The following is a 14,171-nucleotide window of genomic DNA, read 5'->3' on the forward strand; positions in this document are numbered from 1 at the left end:
GTAACAATCGGGCCGTTACGCTCGATCTGCTCTATCGCACGCTTTGGCGGTTGCAGAAGCACCCACGGCTGATCGAGGACACCACCGACGCCGATGTCGCGAACCTGCGCCGCCTTGCCCAGCAGGTCCGCCGCGACATACACAAGATGCGCGCTTTCGTGCGCTTCCGCCGGGTCGATGACGATGCAGGCGACGAACGCTATATCGCGTGGTTCGAGCCGGAACACCGCATCGAGCTTGCCAACGCAAGCTTCTTCATCGAGCGGTTCACCAACCAGCACTGGTCCATCCTCACCCCGCGACTGAGCCTGCATTGGGACGGGACGGAACTGGTGCGCGGCCCTGCAGCCACGCGCGCTCAGGCCCCCGCCGCCGATGCCGCGGAGGACCTTTGGCGCGGTTACTACCGGTCGATCTTCAACCCGGCACGCCTCAAGACCAAGGCCATGATCAAGGAGATGCCGCGCCGCTACTGGCACAACCTGCCCGAAGCGCGCGACATTGCCGACCTGATCGCCGGCGCGCAAAAGCGCGAGACCTCGATGATCGCGCAAGGCACGGAACTGCTCGCCGAAGAGCCGCCGGTCGATCTCGGCGCGCTTGCCGAGGGTATCGCGCGGTGCCGCCGGTGCCAGATCGGCTGCAACGGGACTGCGGCAGTTCCCGGCGAAGGTTCTCCCGGTGCCCGCCTGATGATTGTGGGCGAGCAGCCGGGAGACAACGAGGAAATGGCCGGGCGCCCATTCGTCGGTCCAGCCGGAGAAGTCCTCAATGCCCATCTCGCCGCCGCCGGAATTGACAGGCAGGACGCTTACCTCACCAATGCCGTCAAACATTTCAAGTTCACCGCGCGGGGCAAGCAGCGCCTGCACCAGAACCCGACCGCGCGAGAGATCGACACCTGCCGCTGGTGGCTGGATAAGGAGCGTGCATTGGTGCAACCCCGCATCGTCCTGGCGCTCGGCGCCAGCGCCGTTCGCGGTCTTACCGGACGCACGCCGTCCATCGGCCGCGAACGCGGTCGCCTGCTGTCACTGCCCGATCGCGCTCCCTTTCTGCTGACGGCACATCCCAGCTACCTGCTGCGGCTCGACGGCGCGGCGCGAGAACGCGAGGAAGCGAACTTCGCATCGGACCTTGCCGCGCTGGCCTCGCACCTTCGCGATCCGGCAACTCGCGACGCTCATTCGGCCTAGCTCGGACAAGTCCCGGCTTTTGCCTGCTAGTCCGCCCGCTTTCCGGCATACCGGTCGGTCGCGCGGATGAGCCGGTCGAGAATTCCCGGTTCGGAATAGGCGTGCCCCGCCCCTTCGATGAGGTGGAAGTCGGCCTCCGGCCATGCCTTGTGCAGCGCCCAGGCATAATGGGCCGGACACGGCATGTCGTAGCGACCGTGGACGATCGTGCCCGGGATTTGCCCGAGCTTGTGCGCATCGCGCAGCAGCTGCCCCGGCTCGAGCCAGCACGCGTTGACGAAGTAATGCGTCTCCAGCCGGGCGAAGGCCAGAGCGAAATGGCCGTCGTCATGCTGCGCGGACATCGCCGGGTCGGGCAGCAGCGTGATCGTTTCTCCTTCGAACATGCTCCAGGTCCGGGCGGCCGCGATCCGGTCCTCCGTCGGCCCCGTCGTCAGGCGACGATGGTAGGCCCGCAGGATGTCGCCGCGCTCCGCCTCGGGGATGGGAGCGATCAGGCGCTCGTACTTGTCCGGGAACATCTGCGAGACGCCGAACTGGTAGAACCAGTCGAGCTCCGGCTTCGAACACAGGTAGATGCCGCGCAGGACCAGTTCGCTTACCCGTTCGGGATGGGTCTGCGCATAGGCCAGCCCGAGGGTCGAACCCCAGGACCCGCCGAAGACGAGCCACTGCTCGGCGCCGACAAGCGCGCGCAGCCTCTCGATATCGGCCACCAGATGCCAGGTCGTGTTGTCCTCAAGGCCCGCATGGGGCGTCGACCTGCCGCAGCCGCGCTGGTCGAAGAGCAACACATCGTACAGCTCGGGGTCGAACAGGCAGCGATGCGCCGGCGCTATGCCGCCGCCGGGCCCTCCATGTACGAACACGGCGGGCTTGGCTCCCGGCGTACCGCAGCGCTCATAATAGATGGTATGGCCTTCGCCCGTATCGAGCATGCCGGTTTCGTAAGGTTCGATGGGGGAATACAGAGTGCGTAGCATGGCCCCACCCTGCGCCATCGCGGCCCGAATGGATAGATCGCAAACCCCGCTATGCACACGCGGTCCACGATCCGGTTGCGCCTAGCCGGCCCCGCGCGCCGACTTGCCTGCGAGCCCGCGTGCGACCGGCCGCTCCAGTGGCAGGCCAAGGATCGCGAATGCCGCGACGATCGAACCAAGACCGATGGCAGCTGCCACCAGAGGCAGGCCGAAACCGCTGGCGAACAGGAACCCGGCCACGACCGGCCCAAGGGCCGCGCCGCCGCGCCCTATGCCGATGACGATGCCGGTCCCCCCTGCCCGCAACTGCGCAGGATAGGCTGCCGCGATCAGGGCATAGAGGCCCACGACGGCGGCGTTGGAGAAGAACCCGGCAATCGCCGCCGCCCGCTTCAGGGGATCGAGGCCGCCGGAAGTCAGGCCGAATGCCGCGATCATCACGAAACTGAGCACAAGGATCGCGATCATCAGCCTGCGCAGCGGCATGCGCGTTGCCAGTACGCTGAACAGGAGCGATCCGGTCATGCCGCCCACGTTCGCCCAGACGAGGACACCGCCTGCTGCGGAAGGCTCGAAACCGAGGTCGACCACGATCTTGGGGATCCACTTGAGGATGAAATAGAACGCGGTCATGTGGAAAAAGTAGGCCACGGTCAGCAGGATCGTGACGCGGCGCATGTCGCCCTTGAACAGCCCGGCCCGGTCTGCCTTGGCCACGACTTCGACCGGCGGCACCATCTCGACAACCCGGTGCCCCAGCCGCCGCAGCGACTTGTTGACCTTGTCCAGCGCCCGTTCCGGGCCGAACCGACGCATGGAAAGATCGATCGATTCCGGCAGGACCAGCAGGACGATCGGCAGGAAGACGATGGTCATGCCCGCGCCCAGCCAAAAGATGTCGCGCCAGGTTCCGTCGACAAGCAGGCTGGATGCGATGGCACCGCCGACGATCGCTCCCAGCGGATAGCCCGCCGCCATGATCGCGACGGCAGCCGAACGATAGCGCGCATTCGACGCTTCGGCGACGATGGCGTTGGTACAGGCCAACATGCCGCCAATCCCGAGCCCGGTGATCAGGCGGATAACCGCCAGTTCGACGATCCCGCTGGCCAACGCCGCGACCGTCATGCCTGTGGCCATGACGAGCAGACTGACGATCACGATGGGAATGCGGCCCACGCGGTCGGCCACCATGCCGAGCAGGATCGAGCCGACCGACATGCCGATCAGTTCCATCGAGAGGATGATCCCCAGCGCTGCGCGGTCCACGCCCCAGTCCGAAGCGATCCCCGGTGCGGCAAAGCTGATCGAGAGAACGTCGAAGCCGTCCAGCCCGTTTAGCAGCACGCACAAGGCCACGACGACGATCTGTCGCCAGGTCATCCTCCCGGAATCGACGATCTCGCGCGGATCGGTTACGCCTGTTGCCATCTAAGTCTCTCTCCCGCCCGGGGCTGGTCCTGTTATCCGTCTCGTTCGGCCACCTTGCAGGCAGCAGCGGCTCAGATCGGGTAGTGGCCGTCCTGGGTATCCACCGTGATCCAGCGGGTTTCCGTGAAGCTGTCAATTCCCTGCCTGCCGCCGAACCGGCCATAGCCCGATGCGCCGACCCCACCGAAGGGCATCTGCGGTTCGTCATGCACGGTCGGTCCGTTGACGTGACAGATCCCTGCACGCACCTGCCGGGCCAGATGCAACCCGCGCGGAATGTCGCGCGTGAATATGGCAGAGGACAGGCCGTATTCGCTGTCATTGGCAAGCGCGACGGCATGGTCGGCATCACGTGCCCGTACGATCCCCACGACCGGCCCGAAGCTTTCATCGCGGAACAGTTTCATGTCGGGGGTGACCCCATCGATAACATGGGCCGGCATCAGCACGCCTTGCGCATCGCCGCCGACCAGCTGCCGGGCGCCCTTGGAGACGGCGTCCTCGATCAGGCCAAGGCAATGGTCGACCGTCTTGCGATCCACCACGGCACCGAGCGGGGTCTTGCCCTCACGCGGATCGCCCACGGCCATCGAGGCGGCTTTGGCCGCGAAGCGCTGCGCGAATTCATCGGCCACGGCATCGACGACGATGATGCGTTCGGTCGACATGCAGATCTGGCCCTGGTTCATGAACGCACCGAAGGCCGCCGCCTTCACTGCCTCGTCCAAATCGGCGTCTTCCAGCACGATGAACGGAGCCTTGCCGCCCAGTTCGAGCAGGCAGGGTTTGACGTGTTCGGCTGCGCGCTTGGCAATGATCCGGCCTACCGCAGTCGATCCGGTGAAATTGATGCGGCGTACTTCAGGGGCATCGATGAGCGCGCCCACGACGTCTCCGGCATCTGCCGGCGCATTGGTCACGCACTGGACCAGCCCTTCGGGAAATCCGGCTTCGGCGAAGGCTTCGACGATCAGCCGGTGCGTCTCCGGGCAGGTCTCGCTCGCCTTGAAGATGACGGCATTGCCGCAGGCGAGCGGCACCGCAATGGCACGCACGCCAAGGATCACCGGGGCATTCCACGGAGCAATGCCAAGAATGACGCCGACCGGCTCCTTCACGGCCATGGCCAGGCAGCCCGGCTTGTCCGACGGGATAACCTCACCTGCGATCTGCGTCGTCAGGGCGGCGGCTTCACGCACCATGCCCGCGGCCAGCATGACGTTGAACCGGGCCCAGCCCTCGGTCGCGCCGATTTCGCCCATCATGGCGTCCACGAACCGATCCGCCCGGGCTTCGAGAGCGTCGGCAGCGCGGCTGAGAACCGCGCGACGGGCGCTGGGGCCCATCTGCCCCCACTCCGGCTGCGCGGCAGCCGCACTGGCCGCGATGGCTGCCATCTCTTCCGCTTGCATCGCCTTGGCGGTCGTAGCGACCTTGCCGGTCATGGGATTGATGCGCTGAAATTCCATCGAACGTGTCCTCGAAACAAAAAAGAATGGCCCGGTCCTGCCGTGCAGGCAGGATACCGGGCCGCGGCGATCAGGAGAGACCGCCAGTCAGGGAATGATCAGAATTCATAGCCGACCTGCATGTACCAGGCACGCGGCCGGGCGTAGATCACTTCGGCATAGCCCAGCGTCGCAAGCGAGGCATTGCCCTGAACCTTGTAGTGTTCATTGAACAGGTTCTGGACACCGGCCTGGACCGTGAGCCCCTTGCCGACCTGCGCCAGCGTGATCGATGCATTGGTGACCGCATAGTCGCCCTGTTCGATCTCGGGCACGCTACCGGTGATGAAGGTCGTCTTGGTCTGGTAGCTGACGTCCACGCGCGGGGTCAGGCTCCAGTTGCCCAGCATGACTTCGTAACCGATGCCCAGGTTGCCCTGGAACGAGGGCGTGAGCGGCAGTTCGTCACCCGGCGCGATCGTCGCGGTTGCGCCGGGGATTGCGGTAACCGAGCGGATCTGGTCGTCGAGGTGGCTCAGCCCCGCGTCGATCTGCAGGCCCCAGGCCGTGTGATAGCTGAATTCAGCCTCGAAGCCCTGCATGCGCGCCTTGCCCGCATTGAACAGCAGCGGCACCGGGCCCTGGCGGAAGATGAGCTGGATGTCCTTGTAGTCGGCGCGGAAGGCGGCAAGGTTCAAGCGGACGTCGCCCAGATCGAACTTTGCGCCCACTTCGTAGCTGGTCACCTTCTCCTCATCGAAGGGCACCGGCACAAAGCCCGCCGGCGGCGCGTTGTAGCGGGTGTTGAACCCGCCCGACTTGAAGCTGTTGGCGTAGGAGACATATGTGCTCAGCCAGGGCGCAACGTTGTAGCGAATGCTCGCCGAACCGGTCAGCGCCGAGAAGCTCTTCCGATAGGGACGATAATAGATGTAGAGCGGCCCGCCATCGGGGATCGCCTCGGTCGGAAGCGGATCGGGGTCCGGCAGCGTTGCGGGGAACAGGCTGCTGACGTTGCCGATATAGGACTTCTTGTCCTTGGTGTAGCGCGCGCCGACCGACACTTCGAGATCGTCGGTCAGTTCGTAGGAGACTTCACCGAAACCTGCGACCGAGTCCGTCTTGAGGTCCGAGAGCTGCAGGTCGCGGCTGCCCGGCCCACCGGCAAGCACCGAGGAAATGACCGGCGGCGATGGCGGGAAAGCCAGCAGCACCGTGGCCCGCTCGAAGCTCTTCTCGTTGTAGTAGAAGCCACCCACGATCATGTTCAGCCGATCGAAATCGAGCTGGAACTGGAACTCCTGGCTGAACTGCTCGGAGCTGGTGGTGAGGTCGGTGGTCAGAATGTCGAACGGCGTATTGTCGGCATCACGCACGCCGCGCGACTTCGTCTTGCGATAGGACGTGATCGTCTTGAAGCTCAACCAGTCCGACAGGGTCGCCCGTGCGGTCGCGGCCAGACCCCAGGTTTCCGAAGTGCTGGTGACCGGTGCGGTACCGCCATTGGTGAACTTGCCCAGCGCCTGATAGTCATTGGCGCATCGTGAATCGTCAATCGATGGCACGAATGGCGCGCCGAAGCGCGGATCTCCGGGGGTCACCGGCGCGAAGGGAATGGTTGCGCCCGGGCAGCCGGCCCCGACACTGACAATGGCCGGAACCGGTGCATTCTCGTTGATCCCTGCGAATACGAACGGCGCGCCGTTCTCATCGCGCTTGTTGTAATCGCCACGGATGAACAGGTCGAAATCGCTCGACGGCTCCCACTTGATCGAGCCACCCAGGCTCCAGGAATTGTCATTGCCCAGATCGCGTCCGTCGAAGACGCGCGTGACATAGCCGTCACGCTTGCGGAAACCGCCCGAAACGCGTGCCGCGACCGTTTCACCCAACGGCAGGTTGAGCGCTGCGAAGCCCTCGCGCAGGTCGTCGTTGCCGATCCGCACACGGCCCTTGCCGCTGAATTCGCCAAGCACCGGCTGCTTGGTGCGTACGAGGATGGCGCCGCCGATCGTGTTGCGACCGAACAGCGTGCCCTGCGGCCCGCGCAGCACTTCGACACCGGCGATGTCTCCGAAGTCGATGGCCCCGCCGACGGCCCGGCCGACGTAGACTTCGTCGATGTAGATGCCGACGCCCGGATCGACCGCGGCGGTCGGGTCCAGCTGGCCAATGCCACGAATGAAAACGACAGTAGCCGCGCTGTTGCCCGAGAGCTGACCAGCGGATTTGAACTGCAGGCTGGGGGTAACCCGCTCAAGGTCCTGGGTCTGCTGGATCTGCCGGCTTGCCAGCATTTCGGCGGAGAGTGCCGTGATCGCGACCGGCGTTTCCTGCAGGCTTTCCTCACGCCGCCTGGCGGTAACGACGATGATGTTCCCGGCGGCCTGATCTCTCCTGGCCTGTGCTTCCGCGTCGCCTTCCTGAGCCAACGCGGGTGTGGACAGCCCGACTGCCGCCAACGTCAAGCACGTCGACGCCGCATAGACTCCACGCATGATTTTTGAATGCACTCGCATGCCCTGCTCCCTCTAATTCGGGCTTTTCCGCCCGATGACGCGCAATTTCTGCGCCCGCCCACTATTCTTATTTATAGCTATCTTATATAGCAATATTCTGCAAGCACAAGGATAAATGGCAGTTGCCCGGCTTGACAGTGATTGCTTCGTTGTGAACGAGCTTTAACACCAAGACTTGACGCCATGTGCAGGGAGATATCGACAACGTGGCAGATGACGTCACCGACCCGCTGGAAATCCGGCCAGGTTACCAGCTGAAGCGCGCTGCGGCAGCGGCGATGAGCGATCTCAACGATCGCCTTTCCGTGCTCGACCTGCGTCAGGTGGATGCCTCGGTCATGCTGATGATCCAAGCCGAACCCAACGTGATAGCCAGCCACATCGGCCGCGTCCTCGACATCAAGAGCGCGAACATGGTGCCCTTGCTGCGGCGTCTCGAAGAACGTGGACTGATCGAGAAGGTACCGCTCGACGGCAAGTCGCACGGGCTGCATCTGACGGCCGCCGGCGAGACCATCATGATCGAGGCCAACGCGATTCTCGACCGGTTCGAGACGGATCTGATGGAACGAATCCCCGCTGAACATCGCGAGCATCTGGCTCCTGCGCTAAGGGCGATCTGGCATAGCGACACCTGATCGCCCCCTCGCCACCTTAAGCGACCAGCATCAGCGCATCGAGCACTGACAGCCCCTGTCCTTCCTCGTAAAGCATGACGGGATTGAGATCGATCTCCAGGATGCGATCGTTGCCCTGCATGACCCTGCCGACCGTCTCGACGAGGCGCGCCAAGGCCGCAACATCACGCGGTGGGCTGCCGCGAAAGCCGCGCAGCAGGGGTGCCTGGGCAAGCCCCTGAATGGCAGCGGCGATCGCTTCGACACTCTCACCCGGGGTGATCAGCGTGACATCGCCGAGGACTTCCGCAGTCACGCCGCCGAAGCCGACCAGGACCACCGCGCCCCATTCGGGATCGCGCTTGGCACCTACGATCATCTCCGTGCCCGGCCGCCCCATGGCTTCGATCAGAACGCCATCCAGCGCGATCGAGGGATCGTAGGCCGCCACGGCCTCGTGCATCGTCGCCCATGCCTCGCGAACCGCAGCCTCGCCCTCAAGCCCCAGCCTGACCCCGCCGGCATCGCTCTTGTGCCCCAGAGCCGAAGCCTGCGCCTTCATCGCGACACGCCCGCCAAGGGCCGCAGCGGCTGCCACGGCTTCGTCGGCGCTGGCTGCGAAGCGCCCCTCGGGAAAGGCAATCCCTGCAGCGGTCAGCATCTGCTTGGCGCGATATTCGGGGATCGTACCCGCTTCCAGCACGGCAAGGGGCAAGGGATCTGCCGGTTTGTCACCGCCTTGCACCGGGCGATGGGTCAGCCGTGCTATCGCCCGCAAGGCGCGTTCCGTGCTCGGGAAGCAGGCAATGCCGGCAGAGCGCAGCCGCTCAAGCCACTCGCGAGGCACTTCTGCACCTTCGTCCAGCCCCGCGAATACAACGGCCTTGCCGCTCTTTCGCCCTTCGAGAGCCTTGAGCACGGCAGGAAACTTCAAGGCACAGGTCGTCGGATCGGTCTGGATCAGCCCGACCAGGATGGCGCCGACGCGCTCGTCTGCCAGCAGCGCCGCGATGGTCTCGGTATAGATCTGCGGCTGCGACAGCCCCATGGCCGTGATGTCGAGCGGATTGGAGACCGGAACGAACTCGGGCAAGGCAGCCCGGAGTGCAGGACTATCGGCATCGCCAAGCGGCGCCAATGAGAGGTCCAGTTCTTCGGAGAGGTCGAGCGTAAGCGCCTTGAACGCACCGGATTCGCCCAGCACCGCTGCCCCCGCTTCCGGCAGGCCCGGCGAGCGCACCGCGATCTCGGAAACGTCGGCCAGCTCTTCGAGGGTCTCCGCCATGATGACCCCTGCCTGCTCGACCATCGCGCGCATGACCTTGTAGTCGCCCGCCATCGCCCCGGTATGGGTCGCCGCACTTTCCCGCGCGGCGCTGGACCGCCCCGGGTGCAGCAGGACGACTTCCTTGCCGGCCGCGCGCAACCGCTCGACCACCTGCAGAAAGGCGCGCGGCTTGCGGAAATGCTCGACGATCATGGCGACGACATGTGTGTGCGCATCGTCAACGAGCCAGTCGAGATAGTCTTCCACCCCGCTCGCGGCCTCGTTGCCAGTCGAAACGGTGTAGCTAATACCCAGTTCGCGCGACTGCAGCATCGTCGCCAGCACCGCAGCCATCGCGCCGCTCTGGGACACGACCGCGATCCCGCGACCCTGCGGGGGCAGGCAGCGCGTTTCGACGAAAGTCAGCGGCACCTTGTCGACGTGATTGACGCAGCCAAGGCAGTTGGGCCCTTCGACGACAATGCCGTGCCGGTCCGCTATCGCGGCAATCTCGCGCTGTTCCGCAAGGCCCTCCTCGCCGTCTTCGGCGAAACCGGCCGAGAAGATGACGGCCGCGCCGATCCCGCGTTCGGCCAGCCCCTTCAGCGCCGGAAGAATGCCCGCCCGCGGAATGGCGAGTACCGCGCAGTCGACGCCCTCGGGCAAGTCCTCGATCGCCGCGTAGCACTTGCGGCCGCCGATCTCGCTACGTTTCGGGTTGATCGGGTAGATCGCCCCGGAAAACCCATTGCGCTCGAGATTGGCCAGCATCGATGCGCCCAGCGCACCGGGCTTGTCCGATGCGCCGACGACGGCAACGGAACGCGGCCTGAGCAGCCTGTCGATATTCTTCGGGTGCTGCATGCCTCGCACCTCTCCCCGATATGTTATTGGTCCAGCTTGCTCTTGTCGAAGGCACCAAGCCCCGGCTTGTACGATTTCTCGTCGAGGAACTGGCGGGTCGCCTCCTTGCGGCTCTGCTTTCCGCCGAAATCGTTCAGGGCTTCCTGCGCGCGCACGAGATAGTCCTCGGCGTTATCGTAAGTCATCTCGCGCACCCGCCGGATCGCCCACTTGGTGGCACGAAGGGCATTGGTGTCCTTCTTCTTCAGACTGTCGCAGACTTCCTGCACGCGAGCCTTGAGCTTGTCGTCCGGAAGGCACTCATTGACGAGGCCCCATTCGGCCGCCTGCTCGCCGGTCAGGTTCTCACCCATCATCGCATGGTACATCGCCTTGCGGAAGCTGAGGAGTTCGGCCGCAACCTTGCTCGCCCCGCCGCCTGGCAGGATCGCCCAGTTGATCTCGGACAGGCCGAACTGCGCGCTCTGCGCACAGAAAGCCAGATCGCAGGCGAAGAGCGGACCGTAGCCGCCGCCGAAGCACCAGCCGTTGACCATCGCGACCGTCGGCTTCTCGTACCACCGAAGCCGCTCCCACCAGCCGTAAGCCTCCCGCTGGGATTGCCGGATGGCACCGATGCCCTTTTCCTCGTTCATGCGGAAGTATTCGAGCAAGTCCATGCCCGCCGACCAGGCAACGCCCTCACCGGTCAGGACGAGGACCTGAACGTCGTCGCGAAATTCGAGATCCTCGATCACGCGCATCATCTGGCGGTTGAGCTTGGGGCTCATGCAATTGCGCTTGTCCGGGCGGTTGAAATAGACCCAGGCGACACCGTCCTCGATGTCGCAGCGGACGGTTTCCTCTTCAGGACGCGGATCGGGTTGTGATGGCGTGGCCATGGATCTTCTCCCTAAGCTGGCCGGATACATCGACCTAATATGCCGAGATTCTTACGCCCATTTTTTGCTATGTTCAATAGCTATTTTGCATTCAGGATTCAGAAGCGCGCGGGCCGCCGCCAGCAAGAAAGCAAACGGTACAAGGTGCAAAAACACCTGCGCACGCCTGGCAGCCAACACCCCCTTCATCCTTGAGCGCAGAGAATGCGCCGTGAGTCGAGTCCATGAGCGGGACCGGATAAGTCAGCAAAAGACGCCAGAGGACGGGATCTCCAGCCTGAACTTCCGCACCGTCATTCATGACCTCCGGGATTGTCCCGAGGACGATCGCCACGAGTGCCGAGCGTTCTGCTATCTTGCGTGCGAATCCCACCTTCACAGCGGATCGAGCATCGATACAGCCCCTCCCCGATCTTGCACCGCCGGAAGCTCTTTGCGAGCCTTACCCCAGGTCGCGCCGGCACAGGAAACTTGCCAGAGCCTCGTGCGTTCGAACGGGGAGTTCGTCCACGCAGAAATGGCCGCCCGGCAGTCTTTCAGCCACCAGGTTCTCGCAGCGCTGTAGCCACTCTGCGGGGATGTCGAAGAGTTTGGAAATCGGCCCGATCGCTCCGGACAGTACCATCGCCGGCCAAAAGGCTCTTTCGCCGTGCCGCGCCCGAGCCAGCGAGACAGTTCTCGTAAGAGCCGTCCGGATCTGCACCAACGATGCGTTCGGGGAGAGGTTCAGGCTGCGAATGGAATTGCCAATGCCAATTGGCATGGCGATCTGATTGTTCTGATGCCCGCACCTGACGGCGACAGGCACGATAGCGAGCGACGCCAAAGAGGCCACGACCTCTTGATTGTCACCCTCACCTAACCCGGAATACTGTGCGCCATGAGCGCATACTCATTGAGGCTTCGAGCGCCGCACGTGCGCGCCGCCACCGACGCTCAAAGGCCCCAGGTGCAATTGCGCAATCACACGCAACCACGAGCCGCCTGTGCCCGCGAGGAAAACAAGCAAGAGGATCGGGGATGGCCAAGCCATCCCCGATCCCACTCATCTCAGAAATTCAGCTGATATTGCACACCGATCTGGCGTGGCCGGCTGACAACGCCGCGCGGCAGGCGCTGATAGCTGCCATCATCAAGCAGTTCCTGCCTTTCGAAGCCAGCCGAAGGCTGGTTACCGAAATTCAACCGCTTATCGAACAGGTTTTTGACAAAGACCATGACCTGGGAGTTTCCGAAGCTCAGGCCAATATTGCCGTTGACCATATTGATCGGCTGCCTGGTATAAAACCCGCTGTCGCCGTCAGAGACTTTGACGGAGCTGGTGTAGCTGTAGTCCGCAGCCATGAACAACTGAAGGGAATCGCCAAGAGGCACTTCATAATAGCCAGAGATTGTACCCGTCCATTTCGGCACCAGAGGAAGCGGAGTGTTGGGTTCCTGTGGAACCACACCCGGTTCCTGAAGAACGCCATCCGTATAGCCCAGGCCCACCTGAAGCGTGAAAGGTACTCCGGCGAAGGGGCGGCCCGACAGCTCGAACTCACCACCGCGAATACGGGCTTTACCCGCATTTGTCGTTACCGGCAGCGTGCAGGTCGGCAGGAAGATGCTCTGCTGGATGTTGGACCAGTCGATCTGGAACCCAGCTACCGAAGCGCTGAGGCGACCATTTGCCAGACTGCCCTTGGCGCCAACCTCGTAGCTCCACAAGGTATCGGATTTATACTGCCGCAAGTCTTCCGCATTGACACCCAGGTTCTCAAGGTCGGTCGAGCAAATATCGGGCAAAGCCTGCTCTGTTCCGCCTACCCGGAAACCCTTTGACGCAGATGCATAGATATTGCCCTGGTCACCGATCTTGTAAGAAATAACAGCCTTGGGGATAAGTCCTGTCTGGCTATTCTTGAGTGCCGGATTGACGGAAATTCCATCAGGCGGGAACAGATAGCCCATATCGACGCCTGCATCGGTCTTCTGTCGGATCCAGTATTTCCGCAGGCCCACCGTGACGGTCAGCTTGGGAACGAGCTCGTAATAGAGCTCGCCGAACAAAGCCACATCGTTGTTGTGATTAGCGAGATTACTAGTACCAAGATAATCGGGTTCGATCCCGGCATCTGCAAGTCCCGGAATCCGAACCGGCGGCATCTTCGTGCGCAAGTACTCATGCTGGTAATAGACACCGACTATGCCAGACAGATGGGGAAGAATGGTTCCGTCATCGAACGTGAGACGATCCTCGTGCGTGAAAAGACGCGTCGTGGCATTCGTATCCCCGTAAATGGCCGGATTTCCGAGATCGATATCAGGCTCGGCTTCGGCAAGATACAGGTTGCTTCCCTCTGTATTATCCTCCCGTTCCTTGATCCGACGCGCGAAATAGCTGGTGGAGGAGACCACAGAGAAGCCTTCACCGGCATAGTTCAGAACGATTGAGCCGATACCCCAGCGATCTTTCGAATACTCCTGCACATCGCGGTCGCGATCCACGGTGTAGGAAACCGGCTTGTAACCCGGCAATGGGAAATAAGTGGCAGGGAACCCGTGCAGTTTGCTCGCCTGCCCGATGCCGTTGATGCTTGCCTCAAGCGAATCGGTCAGCTTCACCCGCAAGGTCACCGACCCTGTCGCGATGTCGTTGCGCCCTTGCCCCTTTTTGGAGATCAGCTCACCGGACTCTCCGGGAAACCGCCTCGTAATGAAGCCGGACTCACGCGTGTAGCCGAAGGCAACATCAAGCGCGATCCGATCAGGCACCAGAATGAAATTGGCCTGGGCGTTTCCATCGAAGTCAAAGCCACCGAGCTTGGTGCCGCCTCCCTGAACCTGGACCGCGCCCGAATTCTCGGTCAACGAAGGCTTGCGCGTGATGAACCGCAGGTTCCCGCCCATCGAACTTGCGCCAAACAGTGTCCCCTGAGGACCTTTAAGCACTTCGATGCGGTTGATCTGCCCCCTTCTGAGT

Annotated in this window: 10 protein-coding genes; 2 read left to right on the top strand and 8 right to left on the bottom strand. The window is 63.2% G+C overall.

Translation table 11 applies throughout. The features are described from left to right. The coding region (locus SPHV1_RS00475) for a UdgX family uracil-DNA binding protein (RefSeq protein ID WP_054944194.1) at nucleotides 1–1,196 on the top strand (1,196 nt) is incomplete at its 5' end. A gap of 26 nt (nucleotides 1,197–1,222) precedes the next feature. Here the strand turns inward: SPHV1_RS00475 and pip are convergent. The 4 genes from pip to SPHV1_RS00495 all read right to left on the bottom strand — a co-directional run bounded on the left by pip (nucleotide 1,223) and on the right by SPHV1_RS00495 (nucleotide 7,526). Beyond that, nucleotides 1,223–2,179: a prolyl aminopeptidase gene (gene pip, locus SPHV1_RS00480; protein WP_054944203.1), complete on the bottom strand. Its 957-nt coding sequence runs from the start codon at nucleotides 2,177–2,179 to the stop codon at nucleotides 1,223–1,225. Between the two features lie 81 nt (nucleotides 2,180–2,260). Beyond that, complete coding sequence (locus SPHV1_RS00485; protein ID WP_054944195.1) at nucleotides 2,261–3,610, bottom strand: MFS transporter; 1,350 nt, start codon at nucleotides 3,608–3,610, stop codon at nucleotides 2,261–2,263. A 71-nt stretch (nucleotides 3,611–3,681) separates the two neighbouring features. Next, a complete protein-coding gene (locus tag SPHV1_RS00490; RefSeq protein WP_054944196.1) occupies nucleotides 3,682–5,079 on the bottom strand; it encodes an aldehyde dehydrogenase in 1,398 nt (465 codons plus the stop codon). 98 nt (nucleotides 5,080–5,177) lie between these two features. After that, nucleotides 5,178–7,526 carry a TonB-dependent receptor gene (locus tag SPHV1_RS00495; protein WP_231634333.1) on the bottom strand — a complete coding sequence of 783 codons (2,349 nt, stop codon included), beginning with the start codon at nucleotides 7,524–7,526 and terminating at the stop codon, nucleotides 5,178–5,180. A 257-nt stretch (nucleotides 7,527–7,783) separates the two neighbouring features. Here SPHV1_RS00495 and SPHV1_RS00500 point away from each other — a divergent pair, with 257 nt between their 5' ends. Then, nucleotides 7,784–8,215: a MarR family winged helix-turn-helix transcriptional regulator gene (locus tag SPHV1_RS00500; protein WP_231634344.1), complete on the top strand. Its 432-nt coding sequence runs from the start codon at nucleotides 7,784–7,786 to the stop codon at nucleotides 8,213–8,215. Between the two features lie 16 nt (nucleotides 8,216–8,231). Here SPHV1_RS00500 and SPHV1_RS00505 read toward each other — a convergent pair whose 3' ends face one another. The 4 genes from SPHV1_RS00505 to SPHV1_RS00520 form a co-directional block, all read right to left on the bottom strand. After that, nucleotides 8,232–10,325 carry an acetate--CoA ligase family protein gene (locus SPHV1_RS00505; protein WP_054944199.1) on the bottom strand — a complete coding sequence of 698 codons (2,094 nt, stop codon included), beginning with the start codon at nucleotides 10,323–10,325 and terminating at the stop codon, nucleotides 8,232–8,234. A 23-nt stretch (nucleotides 10,326–10,348) separates the two neighbouring features. Next, nucleotides 10,349–11,206: a p-hydroxycinnamoyl CoA hydratase/lyase gene (locus tag SPHV1_RS00510; RefSeq protein WP_054944200.1), complete on the bottom strand. Its 858-nt coding sequence runs from the start codon at nucleotides 11,204–11,206 to the stop codon at nucleotides 10,349–10,351. 442 nt (nucleotides 11,207–11,648) lie between these two features. After that, nucleotides 11,649–12,032 carry a hypothetical protein gene (locus SPHV1_RS00515; protein WP_156367176.1) on the bottom strand — a complete coding sequence of 128 codons (384 nt, stop codon included), beginning with the start codon at nucleotides 12,030–12,032 and terminating at the stop codon, nucleotides 11,649–11,651. A gap of 224 nt (nucleotides 12,033–12,256) precedes the next feature. After that, a partial coding sequence (locus SPHV1_RS00520; protein ID WP_082430702.1) for a TonB-dependent receptor occupies nucleotides 12,257–14,171 on the bottom strand: 1,915 nt, incomplete at its 5' end.

It is taken from the genome of Novosphingobium sp. KN65.2 (assembly GCF_001368935.1).
Taxonomy (GTDB): Bacteria; Pseudomonadota; Alphaproteobacteria; order Sphingomonadales; family Sphingomonadaceae; genus Novosphingobium; species Novosphingobium mathurense.

What these genes read in the sequence shown, in the direction of transcription:
- SPHV1_RS00485 (WP_054944195.1), bottom strand. Translation starts at nt 3,610, where the DNA reads ATGGCAACAGGCGTAACCGATCCGCGCGAGATCGTCGATTCCGGGAGG.
- pip (WP_054944203.1), bottom strand. Translation starts at nt 2,179, where the DNA reads ATGCTACGCACTCTGTATTCCCCCATCGAACCTTACGAAACCGGCATG.
- SPHV1_RS00490 (WP_054944196.1), bottom strand. Translation starts at nt 5,079, where the DNA reads ATGGAATTTCAGCGCATCAATCCCATGACCGGCAAGGTCGCTACGACC.
- SPHV1_RS00510 (WP_054944200.1), bottom strand. Translation starts at nt 11,206, where the DNA reads ATGGCCACGCCATCACAACCCGATCCGCGTCCTGAAGAGGAAACCGTC.
- SPHV1_RS00505 (WP_054944199.1), bottom strand. Translation starts at nt 10,325, where the DNA reads ATGCAGCACCCGAAGAATATCGACAGGCTGCTCAGGCCGCGTTCCGTT.